The sequence below is a fragment of the Sulfolobus islandicus Y.N.15.51 genome (assembly GCF_000022485.1).
In the GTDB taxonomy this organism is placed as follows: domain Archaea; phylum Thermoproteota; class Thermoprotei_A; order Sulfolobales; family Sulfolobaceae; genus Saccharolobus; species Saccharolobus islandicus.
Genome location: NC_012623.1, coordinates 969,924 through 984,886, shown reverse-complemented (window position 1 = coordinate 984,886; position 14,963 = coordinate 969,924). Strand labels below are relative to the sequence as shown.

The 14,963-nt window shown below is 37.4% G+C and carries 12 protein-coding genes, 4 tRNA genes and 1 pseudogene; 10 read left to right on the top strand and 7 right to left on the bottom strand.

All coding sequences use genetic code 11. The annotated features are described in order from the left end of the window. Positions 1-14: 14 nt before the first annotated feature. The 5 genes from YN1551_RS05365 (at position 15) to YN1551_RS05345 (ending at position 2,012) form a co-directional block, all read left to right on the top strand. Positions 15-305 (top strand): 50S ribosomal protein L14e, encoded by a 291-nt coding sequence (locus YN1551_RS05365; RefSeq protein ID WP_012713922.1) that lies wholly within the window; start codon positions 15-17, stop codon positions 303-305. A 5-nt stretch (positions 306-310) separates the two neighbouring features. Beyond that, positions 311-610 carry a tRNA pseudouridine synthase A gene (locus YN1551_RS05360; protein WP_012713923.1) on the top strand — a complete coding sequence of 100 codons (300 nt, stop codon included), beginning with the start codon at positions 311-313 and terminating at the stop codon, positions 608-610. Further along, a complete protein-coding gene (locus YN1551_RS05355; RefSeq protein ID WP_039698542.1) occupies positions 607-1,353 on the top strand; it encodes an RNA-guided pseudouridylation complex pseudouridine synthase subunit Cbf5 in 747 nt (248 codons plus the stop codon). The genes YN1551_RS05360 and YN1551_RS05355 overlap by 4 nt, the downstream gene beginning before the upstream one ends. Continuing rightward, on the top strand, positions 1,343-1,903 hold the full coding sequence (locus tag YN1551_RS05350; RefSeq protein ID WP_012711692.1) for a class I SAM-dependent methyltransferase: 561 nt from the start codon (positions 1,343-1,345) through the stop codon (positions 1,901-1,903). Before YN1551_RS05355 ends, YN1551_RS05350 begins: the two co-directional genes overlap by 11 nt. A 24-nt stretch (positions 1,904-1,927) precedes the next feature. After that, positions 1,928-2,012, top strand: a tRNA-Ser gene (locus tag YN1551_RS05345). Positions 2,013-2,063: 51 nt separating this feature from the next. Here YN1551_RS05345 and YN1551_RS05340 read toward each other — a convergent pair. The 4 genes from YN1551_RS05340 to YN1551_RS05325 form a co-directional block, all read right to left on the bottom strand. Then, entirely contained in the window at positions 2,064-4,244 is a 2,181-nt protein-coding gene (locus YN1551_RS05340; RefSeq protein WP_048052025.1) for a tRNA(Met) cytidine acetyltransferase TmcA, read from the bottom strand. Positions 4,245-4,261: 17 nt separating this feature from the next. After that, positions 4,262-4,337, bottom strand: a tRNA-Gly gene (locus YN1551_RS05335). 112 nt (positions 4,338-4,449) lie between these two features. Beyond that, positions 4,450-5,643, bottom strand: a complete 1,194-nt coding sequence (locus YN1551_RS05330; RefSeq protein ID WP_012713926.1) for a hypothetical protein — start codon at positions 5,641-5,643, stop codon at positions 4,450-4,452. 42 nt (positions 5,644-5,685) lie between these two features. Beyond that, positions 5,686-9,390 (bottom strand): hypothetical protein, encoded by a 3,705-nt coding sequence (locus tag YN1551_RS05325; protein ID WP_012717335.1) that lies wholly within the window; start codon positions 9,388-9,390, stop codon positions 5,686-5,688. Positions 9,391-9,584: 194 nt separating this feature from the next. Here YN1551_RS05325 and YN1551_RS17420 point away from each other — a divergent pair. Then, a pseudogene (locus tag YN1551_RS17420) lies at positions 9,585-9,734 on the top strand (putative integrase); the annotation flags it as partial. Positions 9,735-9,762: 28 nt separating this feature from the next. Here the strand turns inward: YN1551_RS17420 and YN1551_RS05320 are convergent. Beyond that, positions 9,763-9,836 (bottom strand) — tRNA-Ala (locus YN1551_RS05320). Between the two features lie 56 nt (positions 9,837-9,892). Here YN1551_RS05320 and YN1551_RS05315 point away from each other — a divergent pair. After that, complete coding sequence (locus tag YN1551_RS05315) at positions 9,893-11,125, top strand: glycosyltransferase family 4 protein (protein WP_012713940.1); 1,233 nt, start codon at positions 9,893-9,895, stop codon at positions 11,123-11,125. Between the two features lie 118 nt (positions 11,126-11,243). On the opposite strand, the gene YN1551_RS05310 is transcribed toward YN1551_RS05315, so the two are convergent. Continuing rightward, positions 11,244-11,319: transfer RNA gene (locus tag YN1551_RS05310), tRNA-Pro, on the bottom strand. A gap of 36 nt (positions 11,320-11,355) precedes the next feature. Here YN1551_RS05310 and YN1551_RS05305 point away from each other — a divergent pair. Further along, a complete protein-coding gene (locus tag YN1551_RS05305) occupies positions 11,356-12,081 on the top strand; it encodes a helix-turn-helix domain-containing protein (RefSeq protein WP_012716376.1) in 726 nt (241 codons plus the stop codon). Here the strand turns inward: YN1551_RS05305 and YN1551_RS17415 are convergent. Further along, complete coding sequence (locus tag YN1551_RS17415; protein WP_012713942.1) at positions 12,047-12,397, bottom strand: nascent polypeptide-associated complex protein; 351 nt, start codon at positions 12,395-12,397, stop codon at positions 12,047-12,049. The genes YN1551_RS05305 and YN1551_RS17415 overlap by 35 nt on opposite strands. A gap of 58 nt (positions 12,398-12,455) precedes the next feature. On the opposite strand from YN1551_RS17415, the gene YN1551_RS05295 reads away from it, so the two are divergent. Next, complete coding sequence (locus YN1551_RS05295) at positions 12,456-13,724, top strand: MBL fold metallo-hydrolase (RefSeq protein WP_048052117.1); 1,269 nt, start codon at positions 12,456-12,458, stop codon at positions 13,722-13,724. A gap of 22 nt (positions 13,725-13,746) precedes the next feature. Beyond that, positions 13,747-14,907 carry a threonyl-tRNA synthetase editing domain-containing protein gene (locus YN1551_RS05290; RefSeq protein ID WP_012713944.1) on the top strand — a complete coding sequence of 387 codons (1,161 nt, stop codon included), beginning with the start codon at positions 13,747-13,749 and terminating at the stop codon, positions 14,905-14,907. Positions 14,908-14,963 lie beyond the last annotated feature (56 nt).

Below are 14,963 nucleotides of genomic sequence, written 5' to 3'. Positions count from 1 at the left end.
TTGTGAGACTAAAAATGCCCGCAATTGAAGTTGGAAGAATTTGTGTAAAAGTAAAGGGAAGAGAAGCTGGAAGCAAATGCGTAATAGTCGATATAATAGATGACAACTTCGTATTAGTCACTGGACCAAAAGATATAAGCGGTGTTAAAAGAAGAAGAGTCAACATTCTACATTTAGAACCAACTGATAAGAAAATAGATATACAGAAAGGAGCCTCAGATGAGGAAGTAAGGAAGAAAATAGAGGAAGCTGGTTTAACAGAGTACATGAAAGAGAGAATAAAGATTAAAATACCAACATTGTGATTTAGATGATTCTAAATGATTTTATTTACAAAATAGATAATTTTTGTGGATATAAAAATGAATGGAAGATAAGAAAAGATAGTGAGACATCAGATACATACGGATACTATCCAGAGAAAAGACCAATAGACGTACATATAAAAAACTCAATAATAAACCTTGATAAACCTCCCGGACCAACAAGTCATGAAGTGGCGTATTGGATTAAAAAGATGTTAAACGTTAACAAAGCGGGACATGGGGGGACCCTGGAGCCCATTTCACTGGGCGGGGTAATCCAAAAGTTACCGGCGTATTACCGATAGGAATAGAGAACGCAACTAAAATAATGAATTACATAAGTAAAGGAGGAAAAGAGTACGTATGCGTAATGCAAGTCCACTGTGAATACGATAAAGAGGAATTGACAAAGATAATAAAATCGTTTGAAGGAGAAATATACCAAAGACCACCAGTTAGATCATCAGTCAAGAGGAGATTGAGAGTTAGAAGTATATATGATATAGAAATACTTGACATGGACAAGAAATTAGTACTATTCAGAGTAAGTTGTGACTCTGGAACTTACATGAGAAAATTATGCCATGACATAGGGATAATTTACGGTTGTGGGGCACACATGAGAGAGTTAAGAAGAACTAGATCAGGGATTTTCACAGAATCTACAAATTTAGTGAAGCTACATGACCTTTCTGAAGCAATATACTTATACAAGAACTGCAAGGACGAAACGGAATTGAGAAGAGTACTTATGCCAATGGAATATGCGACATGTGAAATGCCCAAACTTATAATAGAGGACTCAGCAGTAAATGCGTTAGCTTACGGTGCACAACTAGCAGTACCCGGTATAGTAGCCTACCAGAACTTCAAAAGAAACGATACAGTTGCCGTATTAACACTTAAGGGGGAATTAGTAGCGACGGGTAACGCATTAATCGATAGTAAAGAGTTAGAAAACGCCAAAAAGGGTATAGTGGTCAATTTGAGTAGAGTTTTTATGCAGAGAGATATATATCCGAAAGCATGGAAAAAACATGAGTCATGAATACGCGATTTTTGAAGTAATTAATGGTGTACCTCTAACCCTTCTCTCCTCCCCGGGGATATTTTCAAAAAAGGAATTAGACTTGGGGACAAGAGTACTTTTAGAAAACATAAAATTAGCGGAAAGCGGAATAGTGGCAGACGTTGGCTGTGGCTATGGGCCCATAGGAATTTACTTAGCATTAAAAAACCCTAATCTAAAGGTTTACATGGTAGATGTAAACTACATAGCCATAAAGTTAGCTAAGAAAAATGCCAAACTTAATGGAGTCGAAAATAGGACAATAATATTAAAATCAGACATCTTCGACAATGTTCCCGTTGACGTTAAATTTAACGCAATTTATTCTAACCCACCGCTTTCTAAAGGAGTGGATTTTCTAAAAAAACTTGAAGACCAATCATATGATAGACTAGTTGAAAAGGGATTCTTGCAATTAGTAGCATATAAGGGTGAAGAGAACATAGAGAAAATATTTGGTAAAAGATTTAAAATTGAATCGATAAAGAGAAAAAAAGGGTACTCCTTAATCACAATAGTTAAAGATTAAAGCTACAATGTAAAACTATAATTTGCCGGGGTGCCCGAGTGGTCCAAGGGGCTGGCCTTGAGAGCCAGTAGGCGTAAAGCCTGCGCGGGTTCAAATCCCGTCCCCGGCGTATGATTATTTCTATGTTGTAAAATATTCGTCCATTCATTATACTAATTAGTCACGAATATGTTCTTAACAAAACTTCTAAACCTTGCTTAACCCTTTCTTCAACTTCCCTACTACTCAAACCTAACATTAAACCAGCATGATACCAACTTTTACCTTGTAAAACCCTAGCAACTAAAGAAGCCTCAGCTTCGATACTCAGATTCACTTTAAGTTCCAAAAAGTGCTTAGTGATTAAAAAATGCGCAGTCTCAGCAATAACATTATAAGGTACCTTACCTTCTATATAAGCCTTGATCTTATTAACATATAAATCCGGTACTTCTCCCTCTCTTCTTTCACTATAAGTATTTCTCATTAACAAAGCGATAAGTTGAGGGTTCAAATTATAATAAACCTGGTGAGAAGTCCTCAGTAACTTATCCTTCAATAAACTGGAAAGCTTTACAACAAACCCCTTACTTTTTTCGCTCAATGCCCTAATTACAATAACAGAGTAACCGTTAAGCTCCTCGTTCTTAATAGAGGATAAGTAGACTGGAGTAAATCCATTCTTAATCCAAAAGCGTAAAACGGAATAATCTGCAACAAAGGAGGACCCTACCCAATCCACTCCCTTCGCCATCTTAATAACCTCTTCAATAATTCTACTTCCTATACCCTTACCTTGATTTTCCGGAGAAACGGCAATCCTCATTATCCTCCAACCTTTCAACTTACCGAAATCAAATGCCCTCATGTACTTTATGAGCCTATGGGGAATCAAATGCCCCTCATTCTTTAAACCATTGGAAATATCCTCTATTTGCCTATCAGTAAGATCTCCCTCAGAAACAACTTGGCAAACAGCAATTGGTTTCTCAGACGAATAACCAACTACAATCTTTTGAAACGCCATGTCACCTAAAAGCATCAAATCGTCCGGAGAATTCCTATAATGAGCAGTAACCAGTATTCCATAAACACTCTTTAGCAAATTATTATCTTGAAATAACTCCTCTTGAGAGACATCTTCTATTTTCAGCTCTCCATTATACATAACCTCAGCAGGTTCAGCATCAAGTAGGAATACGTCAAACATGAACTTCTCTATGGGGTCACCCTTAGCATATCTAATGGGATAATCCATCTTTATGTGCTTCAAAAGAACCTTACTCTTTAATCTATTAACGTACTTTAAAAACGCCTTACCAGAACCCTCATAGCCATGAACAGTTGTAACCAAGATCGTCTTATCCCAGCCTTGTAAAATATAATCCAAAAACTCCATACCAATGGCAGCAGCTTCGTCTACAACTATTAGATCACCCTCCTCATTTCTAGCCAAGTCAGGGGAAACCCACTTTACTCTGGATTCACCAGTAGTTATCTTCATTATCTTACCATCCTTTGAGGTAGTTAGTTTATACTTGACATTTAGAGCATCTAATCCTTTAATTACGAAGTTGAATATCTCTTGTGAAGAGTAATATGTTGGGGAAGTCACAAGGATATTACCGAACTTTTCCTCAGTCATTAGATAAGATAGAAACAAACCTATAGATGCACTCTTACCCCTACCCCTAGCAGCAGTTACTACTAGAACCCTTTTCCCTGGGCTAGTGATGAACAGGGACTCCTCAAGAACCTTGTTCTGATCAGAGGATAGACAAAGCTCATGAAGCTGCATTGGAACTTTAGGGCTTTTAGGAATTTTCTTATGAGATTTGTGAGTTTCATTGGAGGAGTATGGAGTAAAGGTTAACCTATCCCCTTGCAAGAAAATTATACCCCTATACCTCTTTGCCAGTTCCATAAACCTCCTTTCAAATAGGTCTTTTACAACACCATCCCTAGTCAAAGACTCCTTATACAACTTACCCCTTAAAATGTCATCACTATAAATTATTGCCATACCTCCTCCCTTGGTCATGTCTACGAATCTAGCTATGTAGTTAGGCCTAAAATCACCTATTGCATCTAATATTACCAAATCAACACTTTGCCCAAGATATTTCTCTGAATTTGAATAATCTATGTCAAGAAAATTTTCAAATTTCTTCCTAAATTCAATCATTCTATCCTTTGAATTATCAAGCCATGGATGAAAACCATATATAACCCTTGGCTTCTTATTGACTTCTAAATATTCCTCAACCAGCGAATTGACCTTCTCTAGATAATCTTGGGATTCAATTATTGCTAAGTGCCTATAATAACCATTTACCGCGTCCATGAAATAGCTTTGAAACATTTTCACCACATTATGTATGCGGCCGCCGGGATTTGAACCCGGGATCACCGGCTTGGAAGGCCGGCGTCCTAATCCAGCCTAGACTACGGCCGCACTGTATAATTATGAGAATGGGAAGGTATTTATTTTTTTCTTCAAACCAGTAGCTCCTTAAAAAAAGAAAAGGGAAAAAAGAGAAAACCTTCTTTTTAAAAAAATAATTAACTTAACTTATTCTCCTCATGACTAGCACTATTGCTACTATGGCAACAATTAGACCAATTATCCCAGCTATTATTCCACCATAAGCTACCGTAGTTAAACTACTAACAGTACCCTTCAAGCTGGCAACTTCTCCACTTAAATTATTAAGACTTGTGCTCAAATTACCAATCTTAGCATTTAGTGCTGTAACTTGATTATTTAAAGTAGTATATTGTGAAGATAGTGAAGCAAGCTGATTACTTAGCGAACCTACAGTGCTATTCAACTTTCCTATTTCAGTATTCAAATTGGAAATCTCACCCTGTAAAGTAGATATTTGCGTATTTGCATTAGCTAAGCTCTTGTTTAAGCTGGTTATAGTAGCATTTAATGATGAAATTTCAGCCTTTAACGTATTGACTTGAGTATTTAAAGCATTAATTACACTAAGATAGTTTGGAATTGCAGTTATAAATACATTATAAGTAACAGTATGGGTACCATAAGATATCGTCAAGCTCCCACTAATCAAGTAAGACGATATTAGAGTTAAACTGGTTGACAATTGAGGAACTTGGAAACTCAGCATGAATGATCCATTCGCAGCGGTAGTGGTAGTGAATGTCTCAGTCCCGACACTTGGTATATTAAGAGTTAAGGAAACTTTTGCCCCAGATAATGGAGCCACAGTTGTATTATACACATAACCCATAACATTCACAGTTCCGTTCTGCATTACCACTGAAGTTATTATACCGTTAGCCAATTCTATAAACTGTGGGTAACTATTTTCATACATTGCCAAGTTTTGTAAAGTTAATATTATTGGAGCTATTGCGGGAGTTGTAACATTAACATTAATAGTACCTACGGCAACACCACCAGCAACTTCTACGGTAATCTGCCAAATTCCAATTACATTAGTGAATGTATACGCATTTGGTACGTAAATTCCACCCGAAGCATTAACTTTGGTAGGAATGCTTGCAGCTAAGGTTGAATTAGGATAGAATAAATTTATGACGGCACCTTGCCCAGCAAATTGAGTAGGAACAACTGCATCTATCGTCACTGATTTTCCAACATAGTAAATCTGATTATTTACACTAGGACTATAAAAAGTAACGTTACCAGATGTATAAACTGCAGTACTCACTAGTGCTACAACTGAAATTAATATCAAGGTAGATAAAACGAATGTTTTTTTCATAACCATTTCACCTCAAATATATGGTAAAGAGAAAAAAATAAAAACCTTTTAACTTGAAACAGCCGTCACGTTGGTATACACTAAGAATGTTGGGTATAGAGATATTGCTGGACCACCAGCAAATGGTACTGCAAACATTACTACTGTATGGGGCTCACTTGGACTTGACAAGCTTATGAACTGATATGATTGAACTGGTACTTGTAACACTACACCAGGACCTAAGGATGGCGAGTATACTGTCTGGAATGCTGGAGTACCGGGTACTGGAGTGCCAGTAGTTACGTTATAACCTAAGAATGATACAGTTTCTATATAGAATGGATATGGATAGGGTATAACGCTTGTCGCAGATAACACTATGTACTGACTAGTTGGACTTAAGACTAATGGGGTACTGTAGTAGTAGAATACCTTGTATTGAGCTGTCTGGGGTATCGACACGCCTAATGGAGCTAACCTAATTGGGGTGTTGTTAAATGCACCTAACGTAGTTTGCCCACTTACAGTCGCTTTAGTTACTGGATCTTGTACAGTGAATGTTACATTAGACGCTAATGGTAAAGCAGTATATGGACCGAAGTGATATCCAGCATAGGTGTATAGATTAGCAGTTCCCACTGAAACCTTATGAGATCCTAATATTATATACATTGTTCCATTTGGACTGCTTAATGAACCAGCTGCTACATATAAGTTTACCACTGGTCCATAATAGACACCATATGTTGAAGTCTGTGATAGCGTGGATATTAGATTACCACCATAAGACGCTACAAACATTCCGTTCATGTATACTATAGTACTTGCATTACTTGGGTTGTACATAACCGTTACAGTAGCATACTTGCTAACTATCTTAACGCCGGTTACTTGTATTTGTGTAATACTCGCGTTAGCCGCATTTATGTCAAGTACTTTAGCACTTGGCTGTTGTACTACTGCATAGCTTATCTCAACTGGAATACCAGTTGTAGCGTTAACATATTTGGCAGTTAATATCCATTCCACTGAGCCTGGAGTAGTTGGTGGCATTACGTAGAATTGACCTACTACTAGCAAGGTCTTGTTTGTCACATAGGCTCCACTAATAACATCATGATAGGTTACGTATAAGTAACTCCCATTCAAAGCTGCTGGATTTGGTAGACCTAATAGCGAAGCTAGTGCAGATATGTTGAATAACGTAGTTTCAAATAATGGACTGCACTGAGATACTTCGCCTAAGTTAGGTGATACTAGTAATTTACTAACATTTAATGGCGACAATACTATTGACTCGTTCATTCCGCTTAACTGTACAGTAATCGCAGTAATATTTCCAACATTGAATCCATTCTCAATGGCCTCGATTACACCACTTTGTGGGCCTATACTTATACTGCTGTAGAATACGTAATATGGATCATAAATTCCGAATGGCATATATAGTTTCCCGACTGGGAACACTTGTGGCATTACTAATTCTGGAGTAACATTTGCAAACGTTAGGGTTACATTATTAGTTTGATATTGTCCAGTGCTTAAATAGTAGTAGAAAGCTGCATAGTCTGGGCTTACATACGATATTACAATCTTGGTGTTCAGTATATACTTTAATGGCATATATACAGTTATTACATATGTTGGAGTTGAAGTGTTGTATATAACGTTTGTTGTAACGTTGTAACCAAACCCTGGCTCGAACTTAAAGTCAACAGGATAATATCCAGTTGGAGGAGAGTTATAGGTTAACGCTACAGTCTGTCCGTTTAGTGTAACAGTAGTAGTTATAGGAGCTGTTGTTGCATTGGGTAGTGGACCTACCTTTTCATTTCCATTCTTTATCGACTTAGTACCATTATAAATGGTAACATGTAGACCAGCTTTGAACATTAAGTCGTAAGGTCCCATAACAGCAGCGTTGTTAGCACTCGAATTGGCTGTGGAAGTCTGTAATACAGATCCTGCATCACTTATTTGTGCTAATGTGTACATGTTATCACATGTCAAACCAACTAATGGAGTTTTAGGTACCGTGTAGAAGCTTGGAAGTGCAATATAAGCTCTAAATGAACCTAGTAAAATTGAAATATTGTTATAGTCAACACCAGTTACAGTTACGGTTGTCGATGGACCCCATATGTGGAATATTACTAGATATATATAGCCTAATGTCTCAACAATGAATTTTAATGGCATTAAGACAGTGAAGGATAGTGATGTTCCAGGTAGTGTTGTTGTAGATTCACCATAGTTAGAGTAATATACTAAAGGCTTCACAGAGGCTGAAATTAAGTCATTTACGAATTGTTGACCATTAGTTGCATTATTTAAATTATCTAAAGTACTCGAATTCAATGGATACAATTGAGCTTCGTTCACTGAGCCGTGTATTAGATAGTTATCTCCTGACTTAGTGAAACTACCAGTTATGTTGAACATTAATACTACTTGCGGGAAGCCAGTGTTTATGGATACTCCGTTATAGATCACTGTCGAACCGTTTAAGCTTATTGGAACTATCGGAGCAAGGAAGAAAATAAAACTGGCTTTCTGTAAAGTACTATTGAAGAGGAAGTTTATGGTACCATTAAATATATTTGCAGCTAATGATGCGCTACCGTTTTGATAAATATAGGCATTAAATCCAACACCTAGTCTGCCTAAGAAGGTATAGTTACCTGGTGGTGTTACATTGAAGTTTCGAGACGTGAAAATATTAGTACCGGTCTGTAAGGTTAGCGTTACGTTCTCATTTGCGGTAACGCTCATTTGTCCATTGAACATTAGTATTGAACTATTAGTAGGCGCAGCAGAATACAATATTGTACTATTTGATTTGAAGTATTTTTTAAACGGTGGCGCTTGGAAGTTGGCTGTTGGCGTGGGAACACCACTATGGTTAGATGTTGTAGTAGCTATCACAAACCAGTATATTAATGCTGGAGCTAACGAGGAGTAGGTTAAGGTAAAGTTAAATGGTGAAGTTGTAGTTGTAATGAAGTTATCGTAAACAGCTACGGTTATATTACTTCTACCAACTGCGTAGTTAACACCTGGCAGCATTTTTGAGTTAGCGTAGTACAATGGATTTAATAATGTACCTACCAGTTTCACAATTTTCACAGTTGGGGATATGGTTATAGTGTAAGTGACACCTGCATAAGTAAATTCTAGTTTAGTACCTGCTGGTAATTTTGCTAGACTATTATATTTTCCACTAGTCGCTTTGGAAATTAAACTTGGTAAGCTTAGTTCATTCATATATTGATTAACCGACACGCTTCTATTGGTATAGTTATAAATCTTATAGCTTGCTGAAGGAGTCACACCAATACTTTGCTCATAACTATATGCTAATTCTTTAGAAGAACCAGTGGTATTTAATAATAGAACTACGGAATTGTGAGCTAAGTCAAAATAGCCATATTTTCCATAATCATTGGGACCTAATACTATTGGTCCATATGTTATATTAGAGTTACCGTTTGGTACTACTAAGGTAAACTGTGTTGCATTTAAAGTATAGTTAATTGCCAGACCATAATTAAACCCAGTTGCTTGGGCAGCGATTGTAGCGTTTGATGTAGAGTTCAAGAATAGATTAATTACTATATTAGAAGTATTAGTTACACTAGTAGTACTAGGTATTGTATATATTGCCGCATCATTAGAGTTGGCAGCTTGTGTCGGTATTATAAATCCAGTTATTATGCCTAAAGTAGATAGGAGGAATACAGAGGTTAAGATTAGACCTAGGGTTTTATTCATACTACCTCTGGTAGTGGAATAAGCAAAAATACTTTATAAAGCTTTGTATACGGATTGAATTTAGCACAAAATAAGCAGAGTTAAATTCGTTTTTGGACTGTGAATCTTCGCCACTTCCTTTCAACTCGACTACTGAGTAGGGCATTAGCCCCGTGCTTAAAAGCTTATATGACCGAAAAGGGGCTAGTTTAAATATGGTTTATAGAGTTTTCTCAGCCGGGCAATATAAGATTCGTCAGAGAGGGAAGAAGTATTATGTTCACAAGATAGAGAAGGATAATGAAGGTAACAGAAGGGACCATTACGTAGGACCTTTAGATAAGGTTGTAAAAATAACATTGGGGGTTTTAGGGGGTGTTCCCCCTAACGCAGTGGACCGGCCGGGATTTGAACCCGGGACCTCTCGGATGCCAACCGAGCACTCTTCCAGGCTGAGCTACCGGCCCACTGGTTAAGAATTTTTATTTAGACTAAATAAAGTTTATGCGATTGGATAGGAAAAATGACTACACTTGGAATCGTTTACGACAAATTTCTATCACCATACTTTGCGGGAGGAGGCTCAGTTCATGCTTATGAGGTTACAATTAGGCTTAAAAATCACTTCAAAATTATCTACTACCCTACAAGCCCAGTCCTAGTTTGGGATAAGGAAGTAGTAAAAAAGAAGGCAAAGGAGTTGGAAAGCCAAGGCATAAGAATTGCTGAGGAGTTTTATAAGATATTGGAAGAGAGGGAGAAGATTAGTAAAATTAAGAGGTTTTTATTCGCTGATAAGGTCGCTAAGGAGTTCTCTAAAGATTATAAGGTTGACGCTGATATTTTGTATCAACCAGACCATACATCGCTTGACATTTTCTACTTGGCTAGGAATACAAAGTACGGTATAACTTTCCATGAACCCCCATTTTATAACGATTCTTTAAGATACTTGAGAAGGTTAATGAAATTTTATGGTGTTAATCCGTATACTGGCAAAGGTTTTCACACTAGGTTCTTATATAACGAGTATGTGAAATTTCTGTATAAGAGATTACTAAAAAAAGAGGTAAGTAATAAGCCAACTTTTCTGGCTGGTGTTAGCGAAGCCCCTTTGATTGAGTCAGGCTTGGAAGGGGAAATTATAAAACCTGGTAACGCTTTTGACCCATTTCTCATGAAGTATAGAAACAAAGGAAAGGAGGATTACGTTATATTCTGGAGTCGGTTGAATCAAGATAAGGGATTTCACGAATTGCCAGACATTTTACGCATAATGGAAAAGAAGAGTGGTAATAGGATAAGGTTAGTTGTAATGGGTAAGTTTTTCGATAAGTATAGCGAGAGGAGGTTTTGGTCTAAGGTTAGAAAATACGATTTGAAGGTTGAGTATAAGGGTTTTGTGAAGAGAGAGGAGTTAGCTGAAATTGTGTCAAGGGCTAAGGTTCTTATTTACCCTTCTCATGTTGATGGTTTTTCCCTAGTAGTCTTAGAGTCCTTAGCTCTAGGTACTCCAGTTGTTGCGTATGGTATTCCCGCAATTAAAAGCGTTTATGGGGGTTTAGAAAGCGTTAGTATAGTTAAGGAGTTCGATAAGGGAAGCATGGCGCAAAATGCTTTAAGATTCTATAAAATGAATGAGAGTAAAATTGAAGAAATAATGAATGGAAATAAGTTAATGGAGTTTTTAAAGTTACATTCCAGTTGGGATAACGTAGCTGAGGCTGTGTTAAAGATCATAAAGAAGTACATTTAAACTAGTGGGTTGTATTTAATAATTTATTCAATACTCTGCTACTACTACTCATGAGGAACTTACACGGACGGACCGTTTTGTATCTTTTTTTAAGGAAAAACTTTTTACATCTTGTGTATGGGTCCGCCGGGATTTGAACCCGGGACCACGACGACCCGAACGTCGCATCCTAGTCCAGGCTAGACCACGGACCCCTATTATTTAAATTATAACGCGTGTTTATAACACTAATGGCAGTTGATGAACTATTTGACTCCTATGCAATAGAGACCATTGGAAAGAGAATATCTGGAGACATTGTTTGGAGTAAGGATGTGTCGGGATCTTTAAGGAAATGGAGAGAGATGTTTAATGTTTCTCAAGGCGAATTGGCTAGGGAGATGGGGATTAAGCAATCCGTTATTGCAGATTACGAGAGGGGGAGAAGGCAAGCTGGTAGTGAGTTCATTAAGCGGTATGTGCTAGCTTTGATTTCTATAGACGCCAGGAGGGGTTATAAGGTTATTAAAGAATTGGCTAAGATGTTTGGTATAAATTTTCCTTTCATTATTGATATGAGGGATTTCAATTCTCCTATTGGCATAGATAAGTTAATTAGGGCTGTTGACGGTGTTGTTGTAAACTCTTTTGTTGCTGATAAGAAGATTTATGGTTATATTGTTACTGATAGTATTAGGGCTATTCTCAGCTTAAGCGGCTTGGAGTTTTATCAAGTTTTGAGCATGATGGTGAATAGGGTTGTGGTCTTCACGAGGGTAAGTAGCGGTAGGTCTCCAATGATAGCTCTTAAGGTTGCCCCAATAAGGCCTCAAATAGTTGTTTTCCACAGACCAATTAAGCTAGATCCTTTAGCATTGATGCTAAGTGAGGTTGAAGGAATAAATATTATAGTCTCTACGAAGCCAACTGAGGAGGATTTGATTAAGGGTTTGAAGTCTCTCCTTGCAGAATCATAATTGCCTTTGCTATATCACCATTTGCCTTAATTAAGGCCTCTCTCGCTTCCTTTTCGCTTTTACCAGTTTGCTCGGCGACGAATTTGACATCTTCTTCTTTTATCTCTACTTGGTTATGTTTTTGTTCTTCCCTAGTTTCTCCTCCAAATATAACAATTGCCTCATTGCCCATGACGTTTGTTTTCGTAACAGTGGGATTTTCAATTACTATATTCTTTTCATTAGTCTCAATTATCACTCTAATTGCGTTTATTTGTTCAGTTTTTATTCCCATTCTTTCCATTTTCTTTAGGTCTGAGGGTTTAATTTTTGCCATTACAAGTTTTATTGAAGAAGAAGTAAACTTAATAGTTTGCGGTTACAATATTTCACAAATGAATTACTTTCTGAAAATATTAGGTGGAGGAAGAGAGGTAGGCAGGTCTGCTATTGAGGTCGGAAATAGCGACAGCAGTATCATACTAGATTATGGAGTGAACTTTGATGAAAAGGATAATCCAAATTTTCCATTGCAGGAAGTGCCTAATAGAGTAAAGGGCTTTGTCGTATCTCATGCACACCTAGACCATGTAGGAGCTTTGCCAATCTATCAAATAGGCTCATTGAATACTAAGGTCTACGGCACTGTGGCAACTAGGATAATAACTGAGGTTATGTTAAAGGACTTCCTAAAGCTTTCCGGTTCTAAAATACCTTACGAGTGGGTTGAGGTAAGGAAGACCATGGACAATTTCATGGCGATTGGATATGGGGAAGAGACGGAAATTGATAGTATGAAAGTCTCACTATATAATGCCGGCCACATACCTGGAAGTTCCATTATTAAGGTATCATCAGAGAAAGGCGCAGTAGCATTTACCGGAGACATTAACTTAACTGAGACTAAATTGATGAAACCAGCAGAAATTGAGAGTATAGGGAATGCAAATGTTCTAGTCATGGAGTCGACTTATGGTAAATTTAACCATCCTAATAGGAAAGACGTTGAGAACGAGTTCTACGAGAAGGTTTTAGAAGTCGTTGAGAGTGGTGGGACTGTCTTAGTACCGGCTTTTAGTTTAGCGAGAAGCCAAGAAGTGTTGTCTGTATTGGCGGAAAGGGATTTCCCTTATCCAGTTTACTATGATGGAATGTCTAGAGAGATAACGGAGATAATGCTTGGTTTTAGGGAGTTTTTAAATAAACCAGATTTACTTAAGAAGGCTTACGATAATTTCAATTACGTTAAGGGATGGGAGGATAGACATAGAGCATGGAAGGAGAGAGGAGTTATCGTTGCCAGTGCGGGAATGCTTAAGGGTGGACCAGCTGTTTATTACTTCAAAAAGCTTTCAGAAAGTAGTAAGAATGCGATATTCTTAGTTAGTTATCAAGCTATTAACACACCGGGGAGGAGGTTATTGGAAATGGGTAAGTTCGATGAGTATTCTGGGTTATTAAAGGCTAGATTGGAGATCTTTGACTTTTCAAGTCATGCTGGGAGAAGACAACTTCTAGAGATAGTCAAATCGATTAAGGGTTTGGAAAAGGCGGTACTAGTTCACGGTTCTCCAGATAACGAAACGTCATTGGCTGATTTAATAAAGCAAGAGACTGGAGTTGAAGTAATAATTCCGGAAAATGGTCAAGAAATTAGTTTATAAACGTTTGAAGTAGACGTAATTTGTGATAATACTATTTATTCACGCGTCGGACTTCTCGTTTAATGTAAAGGAAAAAGCCATTAAGGAACCAGAAGAGGCTAAATTAAAGTCAATAGAGTTAAAGAACGTTCTGGTCTGTTTTACTACAGTGGAGAAAGGTGATAATGAGGAGATTTTAAACGAGGCCATAAACGATATCTTAGACGTTTACAGTAAGGTGAAAGCAGCTTCCGTGGTTATTTATCCTTATGCTCACTTATCTTCTAACTTAGCAAATCCAGACACTGCCATAAAGGTGCTTGAATCGTTGGAGAACTTATTAAAGGATAAGGTAAAGGTTTATAGGGCACCATTTGGTTGGTACAAGGCTTTTTCAATATCTTGCTATGGCCATCCCTTAAGCGAGTTATCTAGGAGAATAAGAAAGGGTGAGGAGTTGGAGAAAAGTGAGGAGTTGAAGTACTGTGAAAAGTTCGGATTTCCTACCTCTGCTGAAAGCGCGTTTATGAGGAGAGCAGTAATAGGATATTTAAGGAACATACTTCAACCAATTTTCGAATCCGAGAATAATGAAAACGTAAGTAATGGTGAAATGAGTATACTTTATCGAAATGTTGAGAGCGGAAGAATTCTCCCATGTATTAATGAGAATCCTAGGGTAATAGCAGTGTACGGTGGTGTTAAGGAGTTAGATTTTCCCAAAGAGATTATTGATAGCAAAAATAGAATTAAGGTCTGGTGGGTAAACGAGAGTAGAACTTATGTGGACGTTGGAAGATTGGTATATTACTTTATTTTAGAATCGATTAGGAAACAGCCTCCTACTTTGCCAGATTGGCTTAATCCAATTCAAGTTAGACTGTTACCAGTAAAGAAGGACTTCTTAGATTTCTCAATACAAGTTGCGGAAAGGTTAAGAAAGGAGGGAATAAGAGTTAATATTGATGATTTGGATGATAGCTTAGGAAATAAGATAAGGAGAGCTGGGACTGAGTGGATACCTTTCGTCATAATTATAGGAGAAAGGGAAGTGAAGACTAGTACGCTTACTGTAAAAATTAGAGCGAATAATGAGCAAAAGAGTATGAGTGTAGAGGAGTTAGTTAAGGAGATAAAGGATGAGGTTAAGGAAAGGCAGAACTTACCACTTTATTATAGTCTCTATAAGCACGAAAACCGCTGAGTTTGCGATGTGAATGAAGTACGAAATTTTAGGAGGAAGCTAGACAAATATTTCAC

Excerpts from the sequence above, each read along its gene's own strand:
- YN1551_RS05330 (WP_012713926.1), bottom strand. The coding sequence starts at position 5,643 with ATGGTTATGAAAAAAACATTCGTTTTATCTACCTTGATATTAATTTCA.
- YN1551_RS05350 (WP_012711692.1), top strand. The coding sequence starts at position 1,343 with ATGAGTCATGAATACGCGATTTTTGAAGTAATTAATGGTGTACCTCTA.
- YN1551_RS05295 (WP_048052117.1), top strand. The coding sequence starts at position 12,456 with ATGAATTACTTTCTGAAAATATTAGGTGGAGGAAGAGAGGTAGGCAGG.
- YN1551_RS05340 (WP_048052025.1), bottom strand. The coding sequence starts at position 4,244 with ATGTTTCAAAGCTATTTCATGGACGCGGTAAATGGTTATTATAGGCAC.
- YN1551_RS05325 (WP_012717335.1), bottom strand. The coding sequence starts at position 9,390 with ATGAATAAAACCCTAGGTCTAATCTTAACCTCTGTATTCCTCCTATCT.
- YN1551_RS05305 (WP_012716376.1), top strand. The coding sequence starts at position 11,356 with ATGGCAGTTGATGAACTATTTGACTCCTATGCAATAGAGACCATTGGA.
- YN1551_RS05360 (WP_012713923.1), top strand. The coding sequence starts at position 311 with ATGATTCTAAATGATTTTATTTACAAAATAGATAATTTTTGTGGATAT.
- YN1551_RS17415 (WP_012713942.1), bottom strand. The coding sequence starts at position 12,397 with ATGGCAAAAATTAAACCCTCAGACCTAAAGAAAATGGAAAGAATGGGA.
- YN1551_RS05365 (WP_012713922.1), top strand. The coding sequence starts at position 15 with ATGCCCGCAATTGAAGTTGGAAGAATTTGTGTAAAAGTAAAGGGAAGA.
- YN1551_RS05315 (WP_012713940.1), top strand. The coding sequence starts at position 9,893 with ATGACTACACTTGGAATCGTTTACGACAAATTTCTATCACCATACTTT.